This window comes from Deltaproteobacteria bacterium (assembly GCA_020845895.1).
GTDB lineage: Bacteria > Lernaellota > Lernaellaia > JACKCT01 > JACKCT01 > JADLEX01.
The window spans coordinates 1-16,174 of the sequence record JADLEX010000102.1 but is presented as its reverse complement, the minus strand read 5'-3'; the positions used below and the strand labels follow the sequence as shown (position 1 = coordinate 16,174).

Sequence of the window (16,174 nt, the reverse complement as noted above, 5' to 3'; positions counted from 1 at the left end):
CGCTCGTCGCGATGAGCGGCGGCGTCGATTCTTCCGTTGCCGTGGCCCTTCTGCTTCGGCGCGGCTACGAGGTCGTCGGCGCGACCATGCGCGTGTACGACTACTCGGGCGTTTCGCGCTGCGGAACCTGCTGCGCGCCCGACGATATTCACGACGCCAAGCGCGTGGCGGACAAACTGGGGATCGCCCACTACACGCTGAACTATGAGGATCGCTTCGCGGATTCGGTCATTCGGCCCTTCGTGGACGAGTACCTTCGCGGACGCACGCCGATCCCGTGCATCGCGTGCAACGATCGAATGAAGTTTCGCGCGATGCTGGCCCGCGCGTCGGAGCTGGACTGCGAGATCCTTGCGACCGGCCATTACGCCCGCGTTCACCGAGACGGTTCGCGCGTTCGTCTGCTGCGCGGACGCGACGCGTCGAAGGATCAGACCTACTTCCTGTTCAATCTCGACGAGGAGCAGCTCGGGCATATCGAATTTCCCGTCGGCGAACTGGACAAGGCCGAAGTGCGCGCCCTCGCCGAGGAACTCGATCTGCCGGTATCGCACAAACCCGACAGCCAGGAGATCTGCTTCGTGCCCGGGGGGGATTACGCGGCCGTCGTGGAGAAAGCCGTGGGCGACAGCGTCAATCTGACGGGCGAACTCGTCGATCGGTCGGGACGCGTCGTCGGCCAGCACGACGGGTATCATCGTTTCACGGTAGGCCAGCGCAAGGGACTCGGCGCGCTCGGCCCCGACCCTCACTACGTGCTGAAGATCGAGGCGACAACCGCCCGCGTGACCGTAGGAACCGCCGACGAGGTCTACTTCAGTGCGCTTCGATGCGACCGCTTTCACTGGATCGGCGAAACGCCCTCGTCGCCCATCGGCGCAACCGTGAGGATTCGGCACCAGCACGCCGGAGCGGCGGCGACAATCCATCCGACTTCGGGTGGCGTACGCGTAGAGTTCGAACGACCCGTGCGCGCGGTTTCACCCGGCCAAGCCGCCGTGGCATACAACGGCGACGTCGTGCTTGGGGGCGGTTACATCGACGAGGGATTCCTCGCGGAGCGGGCATGAGCGAGCAGCGCGTCTATCGGGTGACGACGCACACCCTCGGCTGCAAGGTCAACCAGGTGGACACCTCGGCAATCGTCCGCGACTTCGCGGAGTACGGATTCGTGCCGACCGACGAGAATGCCGACGCCGACGTGATCGTCGTCAACTCGTGCACCGTCACCGCGGGCGCGGATCGCGACGCGCGAAAACTCATCGCGCGGGCACGCGAGGAGAACGCCGGGGCGTTGCTCGTGCTGACGGGCTGCCTGTCTCCGGGCAAGACGTCCGGCCAGGATCGCGCGGATATCGTGCTCGGCAACGATGGAAAAGGTCGTTTGGTGGAAGATGTGCTCACGCGCCTGAATCTGCGTGACGAATTGACGCGCAAGACCGGGCACGACGGGTTCTTCGGCGGCGGCGTGGTTGATACATCGTCGCGCGCGCGGGCGTTCGTGAAGGTGCAGGACGGCTGCAACCGAAACTGTGCGTATTGCGTGATCCCGTCGGTGCGCGGGCGAAGCCGAAGCCGGGCGATTCGGGAGATCGTCGAAGATGCGAAGGTGGTCGCTGCGCGCGGCTACCACGAACTCGTCCTCACGGGCGTGCACTTGGGCAGCTTCGGCGCCGACTTTTCGCCGCGCGCACGGCTAACGGATCTTCTCACGGCCCTGCTCAACGGGACGAACATCCCGCGCATTCGAATTTCTTCCATCGAACCGATGGAAATCCGCGATGATTTGATCGACCTGATGGCGTCGAATCCGCGGATCTGCCCGCACCTGCACGTACCATTACAGTCGGGCGACGACGACGTGCTTCGCCTCATGCGCCGCCCGTACTCCCGCGACCACTACCGCGCGAAGATCGAGGCGATCGTCGCGTCGGTCCCGGACGTCCTGATCGGTTCCGACGTGATCGTCGGTTTTCCGGGCGAGGACGAATCGGCGTTCGAAAATTCGATGGATCTCGTCGAACGGACCCCCCTCCACCACCTGCATGTGTTCCCCTATTCCGAGCGGCCGGGGACGCACGCCGCGACACTGACCGAAAAAAGTCAAACCGCGCGGATTCGGGCGCGCTCCGAGCGACTGCGTGCGTTGGGGCGAGACAAGTGGCGGCGGTTTCTGGGGAGGCATATCGGCAGGACGCTGCCCGTTCTGGCTATTAAACCCGTCGGGGAGAACACCTTCGAGGGCCTGACGGCGAACTATCTGCCTGTCCTCGTGTCCGGCCCATGCGTGTCCGGGCGGGAATGCCTCGCGCATGTTCGGGCCGTCGAGGACACGTCGAAAGGCGGACGCCTGATCGCCGATCGCGAAGTCGATCCAACTATTTGGAATGACGGAGATATTTCACCGTACATACCTTTTGGTATCCTTCGGGCTTGACCTCGACGCGTTCGGTGTTACATTGGATCCGCCGCACGACGGATCGCCCTGACGAACCCCGAAGGCGAACCCCGCGGACCGTGACAAGCGCCGGCGACGGTGGTAGATTTAAGACGCTGAACTCACGTTCCCCTTTCGAGGAGTTTCCCGCATGGCCGATTTGATTCACTTTACGGACTCCAACTTCGACACCGAAGTTCTTCAGTCCGATGTTCCCGTTCTCGTCGATTTTTGGGCGCCGTGGTGCGGGCCCTGTCAGATGGTCGGCCCGATCGTCGAGGAACTGGCCACGCAATTCGCCGGTCAGATGAAGGTCGGCAAGCTGAACGTCGACGAGAACCAGCGCGTCGCCATGGAATACAAAGTTCGCGGCATTCCGACGATCATCCTGTTCAAGAACGGCAAGCCGGCCGATCAGGTTGTGGGCGCGCGTCCCAAGGCCCAACTCGAGCAGTTCGTCCAGGCCCACCTCTAGGCCGATGGACTTTCGAGGGCGCCGCCTCGACGCGGCGCCCTCGTCCATTTCGCGCGGGAGACCGGTTGAAACGCACGTTTATCAAGGTTTTCGCGTGTTTGCTGTGCGTTTTGGCGGCTTCGGTCGCGTTGGCTCAGAGTGAATCCCAACCCGAAAGCGTCCGGGATTTCCACGTCGCGATGGGCGTCGCCAGTTTCGAGACCGGCGATTTCGAGACGGCTTATGCCCACCTCGAACGGGCTCGTCAGGTCGCCGCTCGCGATCCCGTCGTCCTGCTGCTCCACGCCCAGTCGGCGATCGAACTGGGTCGATACGAGCGCGCGCTGGACTCCCTGACGACCATCCTCGCCGATGCGCCGACCGACCCGGATGCGCTGTTTTACGTCGGCTACACGCACTACCGTCGCGGTCAGTACCGCGAGGCCGCGGTGGCTTTCGGCTCGGCTCAAAGCGCCGGCTGCCGGTTCGAAACTCTGCCCTATTATCAGGGCGCCAGCCTTTACCGACTCGGCGATTTCGAGCGCGCGCGCTTCTTTCTCGATGTCGCCGTCGAATCCTCGCCGCGGAGCGCTCCATCCAGCCTCTTTTACCTGGGCGCCGTCGAATACGAACTCGGTCGATATGACGACGCGGCGGATCATCTGGAGGCCGTCGCCAAGTCCACGCCGAACACGCCGCTCGGCCGGGCGGCTACGGATCTGGCTCGGGAGGCGCGTCGCCGCGCGCGAAACGAGAAGTGGTACGACGCACGGGTTTCGGCGGGCGGCGCGTACGACACGAATGTGATCTACGAGTCGGATGTCGACGTCTCGCCGAATCGGGAAGGCGCGTTCGTTTTCGGCGACCTCGGCGCGACGGTGTATCCTTATCGCTCGCCCGCCGGACATGTCGGGTTTGGCGGCGAGTACTACCAGAGCGTTCATGCGAACCGCGACGACGCGCGTCTGCGGGAGTTCGATCTGACGCGACTCGCGGCGAGGGCCGACCTGATGTCGCGGCTTCTTTCCGGATCGCCGGCGCTCTACGGAAATCTGACGTACACGTTTTCAAACGCCACGCTCGGCGGCGAGACGTTTCAGAACACGCACGAAGCCGACGTCGGAGCGACGCTAGCCGAGACCCCGGCGACCGCGACGCGCGTACGTGTGACGACGCAATGGAAAGCGTTTCCCGACTTCACGGGGCGCGACGCGACCTGGCTTTCGCCCGCGGTCGCTCAACTCGTGTACTTCGCCGAAAATCGCGGTCGCGCGAGTGTCGAAGCCGCGTACGAACACAACGAGGCGGACAGCGATTCGTACGACTATCGCGGCGGCGGCGGCGCCGTGGCGTTGGTCACGCCGATATTTGCCAAACTGGAGGGGCTCGCAGACGCCCAGGTCCGGTATCTCACATACGTCTTCCATCCGGACGAACGAATCGATCGTCGCTTCACCGCCGACGTTGGACTGCGTTGGTGGCTGGGTGATGTGTTTTCGGTGACGGCCGGCTACCGCCACGCGCGCAACGTCTCGTCCCGGGATTATTCCTGGGAAAAGAACGTCACCAGCCTTTTCGTTTCGGCCACCTTCTGATGAACGCTTTCATCCGGCAACCCGACTTGGCGATTCGAACCATGACGGTTCTGATTCTCCTCGCAATCCAACCATTCGGCGCCTCGGCTCAGGCCGGGGAACCGGATTTCGACTCGATTCAGACCGAGCATTTTCGGTTCGAGTTCACGGACGCCGACCGCAAGATGGCCGAATATCTGGCGGCACACGCGGAGCAGATTCGAAAAGACGTGACGTTTTTCATCGGACACGATTTCAAGGCGATCACGCGCGTCGTCATCGCGCCGGACACCGAGTCCTACGCCACGTCGCAACCGAGAACACGCATCCCGGAATGGTCGGTCGGCGTGGCGTTCGCGCGCGAGAACCTGATCGTGCTGCTATCCCCCCGCGCCGCGCTACGCGAGGACCGCAACATCGAACCCCTTTCCACGTTTCGACACGAGGTGTCGCACATCGTGCTCGGCAAGGCGCTTGGCGAAGATCGCGCCCCGGTGTGGCTCGACGAGGGCATCGCCGAATTCCAGAGCGATCCGTGGACGACCGCCAAGACGTGGACGATGACCGTGGCGACGATTTCGGGGCGCACCATCCCGCTGCACCGTCTGATGTCATCCTGGCCGCGTGGGGAGGAGCGGGCGAAACTCGCCTACCTGCAAAGCCATGCGTTTGTCGATTACCTGTATCGGCGCGGATCGGTCTCGCTCATCGTCGACCGCCTCGCCGAAGGCGCTCCGGCCGCCGCGGCGATCGAGGACGCGACGGGTATCCGGTTCGAGGATCTGGATCAGGAGTTCCAGGACTTTCTGGAGCGCAACTATACCTGGGTGCATCTCCTCGCGAGCACCGATCTCGCGTGGGGTCTCGCGACGGTCATCTTCGTGGTCGTGGCCATCGTCGCGTACTTCAGGTCGCGCAGGAAATTGCGCCGGATGGAGTTGGAAGACGAACTCGATGACCTGCGCGACGGACGGCGGGGCGCCCAGCGCGCAAAACGCCGACGGACGAAGTACGATCCCGACGCCCTGGATGATTACCTCGATCGCGATTATTGGCACTAGGCGGGGTTGCCCCGGATTACGAAAGATCAGGCCGACGGTCGGCTTTGAACGCGGTTCCCGCCGTGATATGCTTCGCGCGTTCATCGACGGGGCGAAACATGAAGACACCCTCCCAATGGCTTTTCGTCGCTTTATGTCTGGTTCTCGCCTCGTGCCTGGCCGCATGCGGTTGCGGGGACGATGACGACGATGACGACAGCGCCGCTCCCGACGACGATGACGACACCGCGGACGACGATGCGACGGACGACGACACCGACGACGATGCCGATGACGACACGCAACCCGACGACGACACCGGCGATGACGACACGATCGATCCCAGCGTTCAGGAATTACTCGATTCGGGTCGGGACTGGCTGAAGATCGGTGAGGGCGACAAGGCGCGCGTGGACTTCGGCGCGGCACTCGACATCGACCCCGACGTGGTCGAAGCCCAGTACGGCATGGTGCTCGGCAACCTACTGCGTCATTTCGACATCGTGTCGATCCTGTACGACTACATCGACTCTCTTGGGTACGGCGGCCCGGTCGGCAAGGCGGACGGCCCCGACAACTGGCTCGACAACATCCTGAACGATCTGCTCACCGGACTGCTTTACGATCGCTCCGACGAGCTGGTGACCTACGCGGAGATGGCGCAGCAGGATGACGACCCCACCTACATGATCGACGCGATGCCCGTGATCTTGCATTTCGAGCGCGTAGCGGACCTGCGGACCGAGTTCGACCGCGCGGAACTAAACGGCGCGTCGGGTTTCGCGCGGGTCTTTTCCGGGCTCTTCCGGCACCTGACGGCGGTGTCGCTCGACGTCGACATCTCCTACGCATTCGTCATCATGGACGTGGTCGATCGCCCGTGGCCGCAGGAAGACATTCTCGGCGCGATCGTCAACGTGCTGCTCGATATGGTGAACGACCCGAACTACCCCAATTTCCTCACGATGCCGCCGGAGAATGTGGACGAGCTTCGCATGGCGGGAATGTCCGTCGGCGACGGCTGCGACGATTTTCTGTCGGCGTGGGCCGCGATCGAGGCCGAATCCGACGACCAGAGCGACGATGTGATCGCGTTCAACGACTGGAGCGGCGACGGCATGTGGAATTTCGGCGAGCCGCTGATCGTGCCCGGCGTCGGCGAACTGACCGCCGAACAGATGGAACTGGCATACGGCATTCGGACGATGATCGAGGACCTGCGAAATTCCTTTTGGGATTACACCATCAAGGACGTCGATCCGACGGAGCCGAATCCGTTTCCGCTCGCGGACCTGAACCCGATTCTTCGGGCCCTCGGCATTCCGCCGCTCATCCCCGATCTGGGCATCACGCGCGTCGATTTCGGAAAGACCTACGTCGATCCGGGATACGATGAATTCAAGCAGACCCTGATCGCGATTCTGGAGATCGCCGACTCGTTCCTGCCCGACCCGCCGCTGTGAGTCAGCGGGCGCCGCGGCCCGAAATCACCGCGGGAATGGTCTTGCCGAGGATCACGAAGTCGAGCTTGAGCGACCAGTTGTCGATGTATAACAGGTCCATCTCCATCCACTCGGCGAAATTCACCTCGTTGCGCCCCGAGATCTGCCAGTAGCAGGTCAGTCCGGGCCGCATCGAGAGCCGTCGGCGCTGCCACCGCTCGTAGCGCTCGACCTCCTCGGGTATCGGCGGGCGCGGACCTACGAGGCTCATGTCGCCCATCAGCACATTCACGAGCTGAGGCAATTCGTCCATGCTCGTGCGACGCAGCCAACGCCCAACCCGTGTGACGCGCGGATCGCGGGCCATTTTGAAAACGGGACCCGACATTTCGTTGAAGCGGCGCAGTTCCTCCTGCAACTGTTCGGCGTTCTCCACCATCGTCCGGAATTTGTACATCGTGAATCGCCGGCCGTTCAGACCCGAGCGCACCTGACGAAACAACACGGGTCCCGGGCTGTCGATCTTGATGGCGATGGCGATCGCGGCGAAGACCGGTGCGAGGACAATGATCCCGATCGCCGTGAGCAAACGGTCCAGAACGGCCTTGATGACGAGCTGGCCGACCTGCGAGGGGGTGGTCGAAAAGGTCAAGAGGGGTACGTCGAGAAAGTACCGGACTCCGGCCTTGGCGATCGAGGTTTGCAGGAAGTCGGCCATGAGCGAGAAGCGGATGCCGATCTCCTCGCACGCCCAGATGATGCGCGGCAGGTTGCCGATCAGGTGGGCGGGCATCGCGAAGAACACCTCGTCCACCTGCTCGCGCAGCAGGATGTTCTCCAGGTCGCCCGCGAGGCCGATCACGCGAATCCCTTCGACGTCCGTTCCCACGAGCGCCGGATCGACGTCCACGCATCCAATGAGGCGGTATCCGAGTTCCGGGCGGGAGGAAATGCTGGCGATCATCCGTCTTGCGAGTGGTCCCGTCCCGATGATGAGCGCGTTGACGGTGTTGAAGCCCTGGCTCTGCATGCGCCCCGTGACGTTTTTCATCCCCAATTTGGCGAGCATCGCGAGCAGGAAATGCACGACTCCGAACATGACGACGAACAGACGAGAAATCGACTGGATCTTGAACGCGAAGAGCACGACCATGATGCACAGCATCACGATGGTCGTAGATCTCGCCGTGAGCGTCAGGATCTCGCCATTCGTCAGTGTGCGCCCGAACGTGTAGAAGCCATGCAGGTAATTCGAGGCGAGCAGCGCGACAAGATAGATGAGCAGTAGCCAGCCGTACTCGGAAATCCGGCCGAGACTCGCCAGATCGCCGGGCAGCCGGATCTTGACGTGGTAGGCGACAAAAAACGCGGCGCCGGCCAGCAGCACGTCCAGTACGATCGAGACCACGGTCAACGTGGAGGTCCGCTCGCGATACAAGTCTCGTCTCCGACCGCTCCGTGCGATCGTGCAATTCTAGGATCAAGCTGTTCGATAGGCAACGAATGTCGCGTCCTTCCCGGGTTTCTTGCCTGTCGAATCGCCCTTCCCTATAGTGGCCGCACTCAAACGAGGGTCGAATGTTTCGCTGGATTTTCGCCGCGTTCGCACTGCTCGTCGCCGTCCCGAACGCCTTTGCACAGTCCCCGCTTTTTGACGACGCCACCCTTGGCGATTTCGGCGCAGCGCGCCTCCTGGATCCCCTCGGCGACGTGACCGCCGATCGGGGCGCGAGCGTCACGGAGTACGGCCCGGACGATCTGGAAGCGCTCGGAGCGCGGGATGTCGCCGAGGCGCTGGACTTGCTGGTCGGCGGGTTCGTCAACGTCGGCGACACGCGCGACGGACGACTTGAGCGCGAGATCCGATTGCGTGGCCGCGATCCCCGCGCGCTTCGCGTCTTCGTGGACGGCGTCCCCATCGACCACGCCCGGTTCGGGACAACCGATCTCGCGAGGGTTCCCCTCGCCCACATCGCGCTGATTCGCGTGAGCATGGGTCCCGTCTCCGCGCGCTACGGTGCGTCAGCCGACGCGGGTGTCGTCGAAATTCTGACGAGGCAGGTGCGTGACCGGTTCTCCACGCGGTTCGAAACCGCGGGCGGGACGGGCCGCGCGATGCTGTACTCGTTGTGGCTCGGCGACACGGCGGGGGCGTTCAACTATTACGGGGCGGCCTCGCACGACGAGGCCGGGAGTTTTCTTCTCCCGGCGAGTTTCGACGAAATTCCCGACGAAGACGGCGGCGAACGCGAAAACTCCGACTTTCGCCGCGACAACTTTTACGGACGCGCGGGCGCCATCGTGACGGACGTATTCTCGATCTTCGCCGGCGGTTCTTATGAACAGGACGAAGCCGGAATCCCGATCGACCTGACGCGCGCGACGAACGAAACCGATCGGATCGGCCACCGCCGCCGCGTGACGGGGCGCATGCACATCCTCACGAAGCCCGCCCGCGTCTTCGAACTGCGCGGACTTGCCTACGTCAGCGAGGACGCCGAGCGACTGGACCGTTTCGCGGACCGCGACGCGCAAACGGAATTCCGCGAGTTTCACGACCGCGACCTTCGTTTCGGTGTGCGGCTCGCGCCGACGCTCGACTTCGGGCCGTGGTCGCGGGTGCGCTTGAGCGGCGAGTGGCGCACAGATGACGCCGAACAGTGGCGTCAGGGGTTCGATCGCGACGAATTCGGACGCGAGCAACTGATGGCCGCGATCGAAGACGATGTTCGGCCACACGAAAAAGTGGCGATCAGCGCGGGGGTGGCGTACGAGTCCGCGCGTGCGGACTTCGAGGCGTCGGACGAATCGCCCGACACCCTCTCGCTCGTCGGTCCGCGCGGTTCCATTGTCGTCGGACCGTTTGCGGGCGTGGACATTTACGCAAGCGGGGCGCTCAAGGGGCGATTCCCGACGCTGGTCGAGCAGTTCGACGAGGTGAACGGCAACCTCGAACTCGAACCGGAACAAACGACGCAGGTCGAAATCGGCTCCCGTTACGGCGGATCGACGAAGGTTGGCGGCTCGCTGGCGATCTTCGGAAGCGAAACGACCGAGGTCGTTCGCGCGTCGTACGACGATCTCGCGTTCGAGTTCGGTGCGCTCGAAAACGGCGGAACGATCACGACGGGCGGGGCGACCGCCGCAATTTTTGCGAGGCCCATCGAGCGCCTGTACGCCCGGGCGGCCTACACGTTCGCAGCGTCGAAATACGAACCGGATCTTCCCGGCCTCGAAGATTCGGTCGATCCGCTGTTTTCTCCCACGAGCGACGCCGATCTGCTCGTCTCATATCGGCTCGAGATGGGACTCGGAGCGGCGATCGGGTGGAGCTACGTGTCGGACCGGGCGGACAGCGTGCTGGGCGACGTCGACCCCCTTCCCTTCTATTCTCTGTTGCACGCGCGGATCTCGTACAACTACCGTGACAACCTTGAACTTTGGATCGCCGGTCAGAACGCCACGGACGTTTATTATGAGTTGGAACGACATCAGCCCATGGCCGGCCGGTTCGTCCACGGCGGAATCCGGCTGATGTACTGAGCCGCGAGTTGGCGGTTCCTGCGACGGATTTTCGCGTTGACTTTCCCCGGGCCATTTCCTAGCTTACGCGCGATTTTCCCCGTGTGATCGCGTGATGCACATGGCGTTGAGGCCGCAGTTGCCGGATATGCGAACCGTCGTCGAAATCACACCCGCGAACCGTCAGGCGCAAGCCGACCCGTTCACGCTGGCCGAGCACTACGAGGTCGGCAGCCGCGGATTCGGTGTCGTGTCGCTCGTCGTTTGGGGGCTCGTCCTGGTCGGCGGATTCTTTTTCGTCAATCGCTTCGCCGGCGATTTTGCGAACATGCGCGAATACGGCCCCGACGAAAATGGCGTGAACGCGGTCTTTTCGCTGTCGCAAAACGAGCAGCTTTTCATGGCGACGACGCTGCTCATGTGCCCCGCGGCCGTGTTCCTGACGCTGGGACTCGCCGGCACGCTCGGTGCGCGCCTTTTGAGGCGACTGCGGACGTGGTCGCGCGACGAATCCGCCGTTCGGCGGGTGCTGATCGGGCTCGTCGCTTTCGCTGGGGTTTCGATCACGCTGATCGGCGCGTTCGTCCTCGGCAATACGCCCATCACCGATGACGAAAATGTCTACGAGTTTCAGGCGCGCATTTTTGCCGGCGGACGACTCGCTCTGCCGTCCCTACCCGGCGACGACCGGATGTTCGACGACAATATTTTTCTCGTGAACAACGGGCGCATCTACGGACAGTACCCCTTCGGTCACAGTTTCTTCCTGCTGCCGGGGACGCTGGTCGGATATTCACGCATCATGACGCTGATCGCCGCGCTGTTCACGCTGCTCGGTGTTTTCAAACTGGGCCGCGAGCTCTACGACCTGCGTACGGCCCTGCTCGCCGTCTTCATGACCGTCGTCTCGCCGATGTTCCTGACGATGTCGGCGACGATTCTGTCGCACCCTTCCACGCTGCTTTTTCTGACGTGGTTCGCGTACTTCACGGTGCGTGCGATCCGCGCCCAGCGCACACGCGACGCGGTGCTGGCCGCTCTATTCTTCGGTCTCGCATTCCACGTGCGCAGCGCGACGGTGCTGGTGCTCGCGTTACCGACCGCGCTGGTGCTGGCGGGGTCGCACGTCGTGCGGATTCGCCGAAAGGACCAAGCCGGTGGCGAAGTTCGGGGTCGCGTGGAATGGGTGATCGCCAAAACGTGGAAGCGGGTCGCCGTGGTCGGCGCGGTCATGGGCGTGGTGCTGGGGTCCTACCTGCTCCTCAACTGGCTCGCGAACGGATCGCCGTTTTTGACGAACTACCACGCGGTCTGGCTGGGCAAGCTGCCGTACGACTCGCCGTTCGGATTCGACAAGGGTGCGTGGAACATCGTTCACACACCCACGTTGGGGTTCGAAAATCTCCTCAACAACTTCCTGCGTCTCAACATCTGGCTGCTCGGCTGGCCGATCGGATTCCTGCCCGTCATCGCCCTGTTCGCCTCGCGCCGCTTCCGGTGGATCGACCTGTGGCTCGCGGGCCCGATCGTCCTCAACTTCGCGGTATTCTTTTTCTATTTCTGGCCCGGCGTTTCCGACACGGGTCCCGTCCTGTATTACGAACTGCTCCTGCCGCTTTCTCTTCTCGGTGCGCGAGGCGTCCTTGCGGCGTCCGACTGGCTCGCCGAGCGTTACGGCAACGATGAAGGCCGTTCGTATGCGACGGCGTTCGTCGCGGTCTGCACATTGCTCGCGCTCCTCTCCACCACGCAGACTTTCCTGCGCGCGCTGATGCGTGTGTCCGAGCGCGTGAACGAACCCTATGAATTGCTCGCGGACCGCGGCATCGACGAGGGCGTCGTCTTCACCGACTACTACCTCAAGGGCGACTTTCAGGACTCCTGGGTGGCCGGTCGGAAAGACACGCACCCTTTGCTCGGCGATCGGCTGCACTTCGTCATCAACTACGGCCCCGAGCGCAACCGGGAGTTCCTCGCTCGAAACTTCCCGGGGCAAACAGGCCATGTCCTGTGGTGGACGCCCGAAGGCGACCCGCGCATCGTGGCGCTCGACGACTACGCGGAAACCTACGTGGTGCGGAACTACCCGGATTCGCGATGATCAAGCGCGTCGTCGTATTTCTGAAGGCGATTCGCGCGCTCGAATCGACGCTGATGGTCGGGTTTCCGCTCATCGGCACGTTCTTCGCCCTGACCCGGGTGACGTGCGTCGAATTTGTGGACATCCTGAAATTCCTGCCGTCCACGTACGGCCTCGTCATCTACGTTTACGCACTCAACTCCTGGGGTGGGATCGAGACGGATCGCGCCAACGTCCGTCTTGGTCATCACCCGGTCCTCACCGGCGACATCACCGCGACGCAGCTTCTCGTCGTCGCCTTCGTCGGCCTCGCGGTGTCGTTTTTCCTGTATCTGACCTGGCTGCCGAAGTGCTTCCCCATCGCGCTGTCGATTTTCGCGGTTTGGACGCTCTATTCGCACCCGGACGTCTTGGCCAAAGGCCGGCCGGTCTGGGGCAGCGTCATTCATTTCACCGGCGGTATCTTGCAGTTTCTACTCGGCTGGGTTGTGGTTCGCGACATCGACGCGCCGGCCGTGGCCCTCGCGCTGTTCTTTGCGGGCGTGTTCGCCGCCGGGCATCTGAATCACGAGGTCAAGGATCACGACGCGGACAAATCCATCGGTCTTCGCACGAATGCGGTCGTCTTCGGGCCGCGCCGCATGCTGAATGTCGCCTTGGCGGTATTTGGCGTCTTTGCGATTTATCTCGTCGTCGTGTCTTCGCGCGGCCTGATCGACTGGTCGCTTTCCTGGCCCTTTGTCGCCATCTTCCCACTCCACGTGGTCGCCCACGTTTCCCTGCGCCCGCGTTCCGGCGAGGTCTATCGCCGCTCCTATCAGGTCGTCTATCGCGCATTGTATGTCGCGGCCGGAATCGTCACACTGACGACACAATTGCTCTCGATTCGCATCGGATAGCCCCGATCCCCGTCGGGTGCTTGAGTCGCGGGCGGTTTCGTCCGAATAATCGAGTTGAGGATGGGTTTCAGATCGCTCAGTCGTGAACGTGTGGGTGCGGTCCATCGACCGCCGATTAACAAAGCCCTGTCCGAGCACGCGCTGCGCGTCAAACCGCGCCGGTTTCATTGCCCGGTCAGCGGCGAACGCGACCTCATGGGCTTCTCGCACGAGGAACGGCCCACGGTCTTTGTGTTCGACCGTTTTTTCTTCACCTGGGTCGAACATCCGTTTTATTTTCAGCACAACGAAAAACGGGTGGAGCACGGATACGGCGGATTTTTCGAGATCTACCTCGGCACGACGTCCGCGCTCTGCGTGGAGTCCATCGAATTTTTCAACCAGGGCAAGGTGCATTTGCCCACGAACGTCATGGAATTTTACAAGGCTCGCGGCGGCGCGGGTCCCGTCATATCGCCGACGCTCAAGGACCTGTTTTATCAGGCCATCTCCGGTCGCGTGTCGACATTCGCCCTCGAGGATTGGCTTCACGAACTGCGTTACGACGATATCCTCACGCTCACGGGCTGGACGAAGTTCGGCAATCGACCGGAGCTTTTTCCGCGCCTGATCGCCGTGCACGTGAAGACCTACGAAATGGGGATGGATCACCGCCACTTCATCCAGACCGAAAAGGAGCTGCTCGACGCGGTTCCCGGCGGGCTGGTCGGCATGCTCGCCGCTCTGAGTTGCCGCGTTCCCGCCGCGCTCGAACTCATTCTCGCGGCGAAGATCTATGAACTCATGCACCGTCTGTGCGCGTTGGCGTCGATCGACACCCCGGCTTGGCGGCCCGGTCGCGACCCGCTCCGCACGGCGTACGCATTTTTGCGCGAACAACAAACGAAGGGCAGTGAAATCGGCGAACTCGACCGTCTCACGCTCGCCGAATTGATGTTCGAAGGTTTACGGCTCGGATCCGTCTCGGAATCGAACGTGACCAACCTGCTCGCATGGGGAATCGCGTTTACGGCATCCGAACTGCTTGTCGAAACCACGCACCCCGATCCCGCGAAATCGGCGCAGGCGGCAAATTCCGTTCACTCGAACATCGAGATCCCGCTTTATATCAACCTGTTGCTGCGCGACATGATGCAGCTCGGCGAAGCGCGTTGCCGGAAAATCCGCGAGGTCGTTCGGCAGCAGCTTCAGGACGCCCTGCGTTCGATGCCCGTTTACGTCGCGGCGGAACCGGTGAGTCGGCGCGGCCACACGCAGTTGATCCCGGCCGTGTTGCTGCAAAACGCGCGGAACTACCTCGACCTGCCCGTCTGACCCGCGTTTTCGCGCGCCGCGAGGATCTTGTCGCGCAGTTCCCGAACCGCCGTGCGGATATCCGTCGCCGCCGTGACCGCCGTAACGACCGAAACGATCCGGGCGCCGGCAATCAGCACCTCGTCCACGTTGTCCAGCTTGATACCGCCCATGCAGGTGACGGGAATCGACACGCCGGCCACGACGTCGGCCACCGCGCGCGGACCGAGCGCGACCTTCGAGGACTTCGTCTTCGTCGGAAAAATCGGGCCGATGTTCACGTACGACGCACCCATGCGCTCGGCCTCAACGGCCTGGTCGACGTGGTGACTGCTCGCGCCCAGAATGAAATCGGGCGCAATGCGCCGGGCGGCCTCCACCGGCAAATCCGAGTGGCCCAGGTGGACACCATCCGCATCGATGGCCAGCGCGACATCGAGGTGATCGTTGACGATCAGCAGGCAGCCCGCCGCCGCGGTCTTTGCGCGACACATCTCGCCGAGCTTCGTCAGTTCGCGTTTGGTCATGCGCTTTTCGCGAAGCTGGATCATCCGGACGCCCGCCTCGAGGGCGGCGTCGACCACGGCCGGCGTGGACCGGCCGGCGGAAAACTCCTCTCCGGTCACGAGATAGAGGTCGACCTCGCGCAGAAGCGCTTCGCGGCCGGCACGTTTGGGGGAATCGTGTGTCATGGATTGTGTTGGAGAAAGGCGGAGTCGAAATCTTTCCAGACCGGTTCGAAACCACGCGCGATGATGGCCTCGGCAACCTCGCCGGGTGAGCGCTCGTCGCTCACCTCGAACTGGCGGCCCGACGCGTCATTCGTCACGTAACCTCCGGGATTGGTGCGGCTGCCGGCACTCATGCGCGTGATGCCGAGACCCACGAGATGGTCACGCAGCCGGGCACTTTCCCGCGTGGAAAGCACGAGTTCGGCGTCGGGAAGCAGCAACCTCATCGCGAAGACCATCTGCACGAGGTCGGCGTCGCTCACCGGATGCTCCGGAGAAAACCCGTTTTTCGCGGGGTTCACGCGCGGAAAACTCACGGCGACGCGCGAGCGCCAATAACGTTTGGTCAAATGCCGCGCGTGCCATGCGAGCAGTACCGCCTCGGCGCGCCAATCGGCGAGTCCGAGCAGCGCGCCGACGCCCAGTGAGCGAAATCCCGCTTCGCCGCCGCGCTCGATCGCGTGCAGTCGTTCGTCGTAGCGGCTCTTCGGGCCCTTCGGATGCAGCCGCGCGTACACGCCGGGGTGATAGGTCTCCTGATAGAGCGTCAGCCCGTCGACGCCCGCGCGTTCCAGCGAGCGATAACGGCCCTGCGACATGGGAAAGACCTCGACGGAGATCGAGGCGAATCGCCCCTTCAGCGCGGCGACGACGCGCTCGATATCGTCGGCGCTGTATCGTCCCTTGTACTCCCCCGTCACG

At 63.1% G+C, this 16,174-nt stretch carries 13 protein-coding genes; 10 read left to right on the top strand and 3 right to left on the bottom strand.

Going from position 1 to position 16,174, the window contains the following annotated elements; translation table 11 throughout:
• The first annotated feature begins 11 nt into the window (after positions 1 to 11).
• From mnmA to IT350_13855, 6 genes are all read left to right on the top strand, one after another.
• Positions 12 to 1,070, top strand: coding sequence for a tRNA 2-thiouridine(34) synthase MnmA (mnmA, locus tag IT350_13880; protein MCC6159133.1), 1,059 nt, complete (start codon positions 12 to 14; stop codon positions 1,068 to 1,070).
• On the top strand, positions 1,067 to 2,437 hold the full coding sequence (mtaB, locus tag IT350_13875) for a tRNA (N(6)-L-threonylcarbamoyladenosine(37)-C(2))-methylthiotransferase MtaB (GenBank protein MCC6159132.1): 1,371 nt from the start codon (positions 1,067 to 1,069) through the stop codon (positions 2,435 to 2,437). The genes mnmA and mtaB overlap by 4 nt, the downstream gene beginning before the upstream one ends.
• Before the next feature lie 151 nt (positions 2,438 to 2,588).
• On the top strand, positions 2,589 to 2,912 hold the full coding sequence (gene trxA, locus IT350_13870) for a thioredoxin (protein ID MCC6159131.1): 324 nt from the start codon (positions 2,589 to 2,591) through the stop codon (positions 2,910 to 2,912).
• Between the two features lie 65 nt (positions 2,913 to 2,977).
• Entirely contained in the window at positions 2,978 to 4,486 is a 1,509-nt protein-coding gene (locus IT350_13865; protein ID MCC6159130.1) for a tetratricopeptide repeat protein, read from the top strand.
• Positions 4,487 to 4,527: 41 nt separating this feature from the next.
• Positions 4,528 to 5,526, top strand: a complete 999-nt coding sequence (locus IT350_13860) for a hypothetical protein (protein MCC6159129.1) — start codon at positions 4,528 to 4,530, stop codon at positions 5,524 to 5,526.
• A gap of 98 nt (positions 5,527 to 5,624) precedes the next feature.
• On the top strand, positions 5,625 to 6,968 hold the full coding sequence (locus IT350_13855) for a hypothetical protein (GenBank protein MCC6159128.1): 1,344 nt from the start codon (positions 5,625 to 5,627) through the stop codon (positions 6,966 to 6,968).
• 1 nt (position 6,969) lies between these two features.
• Here the strand turns inward: IT350_13855 and IT350_13850 are convergent, their stop codons facing one another.
• Entirely contained in the window at positions 6,970 to 8,385 is a 1,416-nt protein-coding gene (locus tag IT350_13850; GenBank protein MCC6159127.1) for a sugar transferase, read from the bottom strand.
• Positions 8,386 to 8,525: 140 nt separating this feature from the next.
• Here IT350_13850 and IT350_13845 point away from each other — a divergent pair, with 140 nt between their 5' ends.
• From IT350_13845 to IT350_13830, 4 genes are all read left to right on the top strand, one after another.
• The gene (locus IT350_13845; protein ID MCC6159126.1) at positions 8,526 to 10,490 is read left to right on the top strand and encodes a TonB-dependent receptor; all 1,965 of its coding nucleotides are present in this window, start codon (positions 8,526 to 8,528) and stop codon (positions 10,488 to 10,490) included.
• A 118-nt stretch (positions 10,491 to 10,608) separates the two neighbouring features.
• On the top strand, positions 10,609 to 12,570 hold the full coding sequence (locus IT350_13840; protein ID MCC6159125.1) for a glycosyltransferase family 39 protein: 1,962 nt from the start codon (positions 10,609 to 10,611) through the stop codon (positions 12,568 to 12,570).
• Entirely contained in the window at positions 12,567 to 13,448 is an 882-nt protein-coding gene (locus IT350_13835) for a UbiA prenyltransferase family protein (GenBank protein ID MCC6159124.1), read from the top strand. The genes IT350_13840 and IT350_13835 overlap by 4 nt, the downstream gene beginning before the upstream one ends.
• A gap of 60 nt (positions 13,449 to 13,508) precedes the next feature.
• The gene (locus tag IT350_13830; protein MCC6159123.1) at positions 13,509 to 14,762 is read left to right on the top strand and encodes a hypothetical protein; all 1,254 of its coding nucleotides are present in this window, start codon (positions 13,509 to 13,511) and stop codon (positions 14,760 to 14,762) included.
• Here IT350_13830 and thiE read toward each other — a convergent pair.
• Both thiE and IT350_13820 read right to left on the bottom strand, forming a co-directional pair.
• The gene (gene thiE, locus IT350_13825; GenBank protein MCC6159122.1) at positions 14,741 to 15,433 is read right to left on the bottom strand and encodes a thiamine phosphate synthase; all 693 of its coding nucleotides are present in this window, start codon (positions 15,431 to 15,433) and stop codon (positions 14,741 to 14,743) included. The genes IT350_13830 and thiE overlap by 22 nt on opposite strands.
• Positions 15,430 to 16,174, bottom strand: a 745-nt coding sequence (locus IT350_13820; GenBank protein MCC6159121.1) for a 2-iminoacetate synthase ThiH, incomplete at its 5' end; no start/stop codon positions are given. The genes IT350_13820 and thiE, both read right to left, overlap by 4 nt.

Bases quoted from the DNA above. Each gene is read 5' to 3' on its own strand.
- IT350_13830 (MCC6159123.1), top strand. From the start codon at position 13,509: ATGGGTTTCAGATCGCTCAGTCGTGAACGTGTGGGTGCGGTCCATCGA.
- mtaB (MCC6159132.1), top strand. From the start codon at position 1,067: ATGAGCGAGCAGCGCGTCTATCGGGTGACGACGCACACCCTCGGCTGC.
- IT350_13835 (MCC6159124.1), top strand. From the start codon at position 12,567: ATGATCAAGCGCGTCGTCGTATTTCTGAAGGCGATTCGCGCGCTCGAA.
- trxA (MCC6159131.1), top strand. From the start codon at position 2,589: ATGGCCGATTTGATTCACTTTACGGACTCCAACTTCGACACCGAAGTT.
- mnmA (MCC6159133.1), top strand. From the start codon at position 12: ATGAGCGGCGGCGTCGATTCTTCCGTTGCCGTGGCCCTTCTGCTTCGG.
- thiE (MCC6159122.1), bottom strand. From the start codon at position 15,433: ATGACACACGATTCCCCCAAACGTGCCGGCCGCGAAGCGCTTCTGCGC.
- IT350_13855 (MCC6159128.1), top strand. From the start codon at position 5,625: ATGAAGACACCCTCCCAATGGCTTTTCGTCGCTTTATGTCTGGTTCTC.
- IT350_13860 (MCC6159129.1), top strand. From the start codon at position 4,528: ATGACGGTTCTGATTCTCCTCGCAATCCAACCATTCGGCGCCTCGGCT.
- IT350_13845 (MCC6159126.1), top strand. From the start codon at position 8,526: ATGTTTCGCTGGATTTTCGCCGCGTTCGCACTGCTCGTCGCCGTCCCG.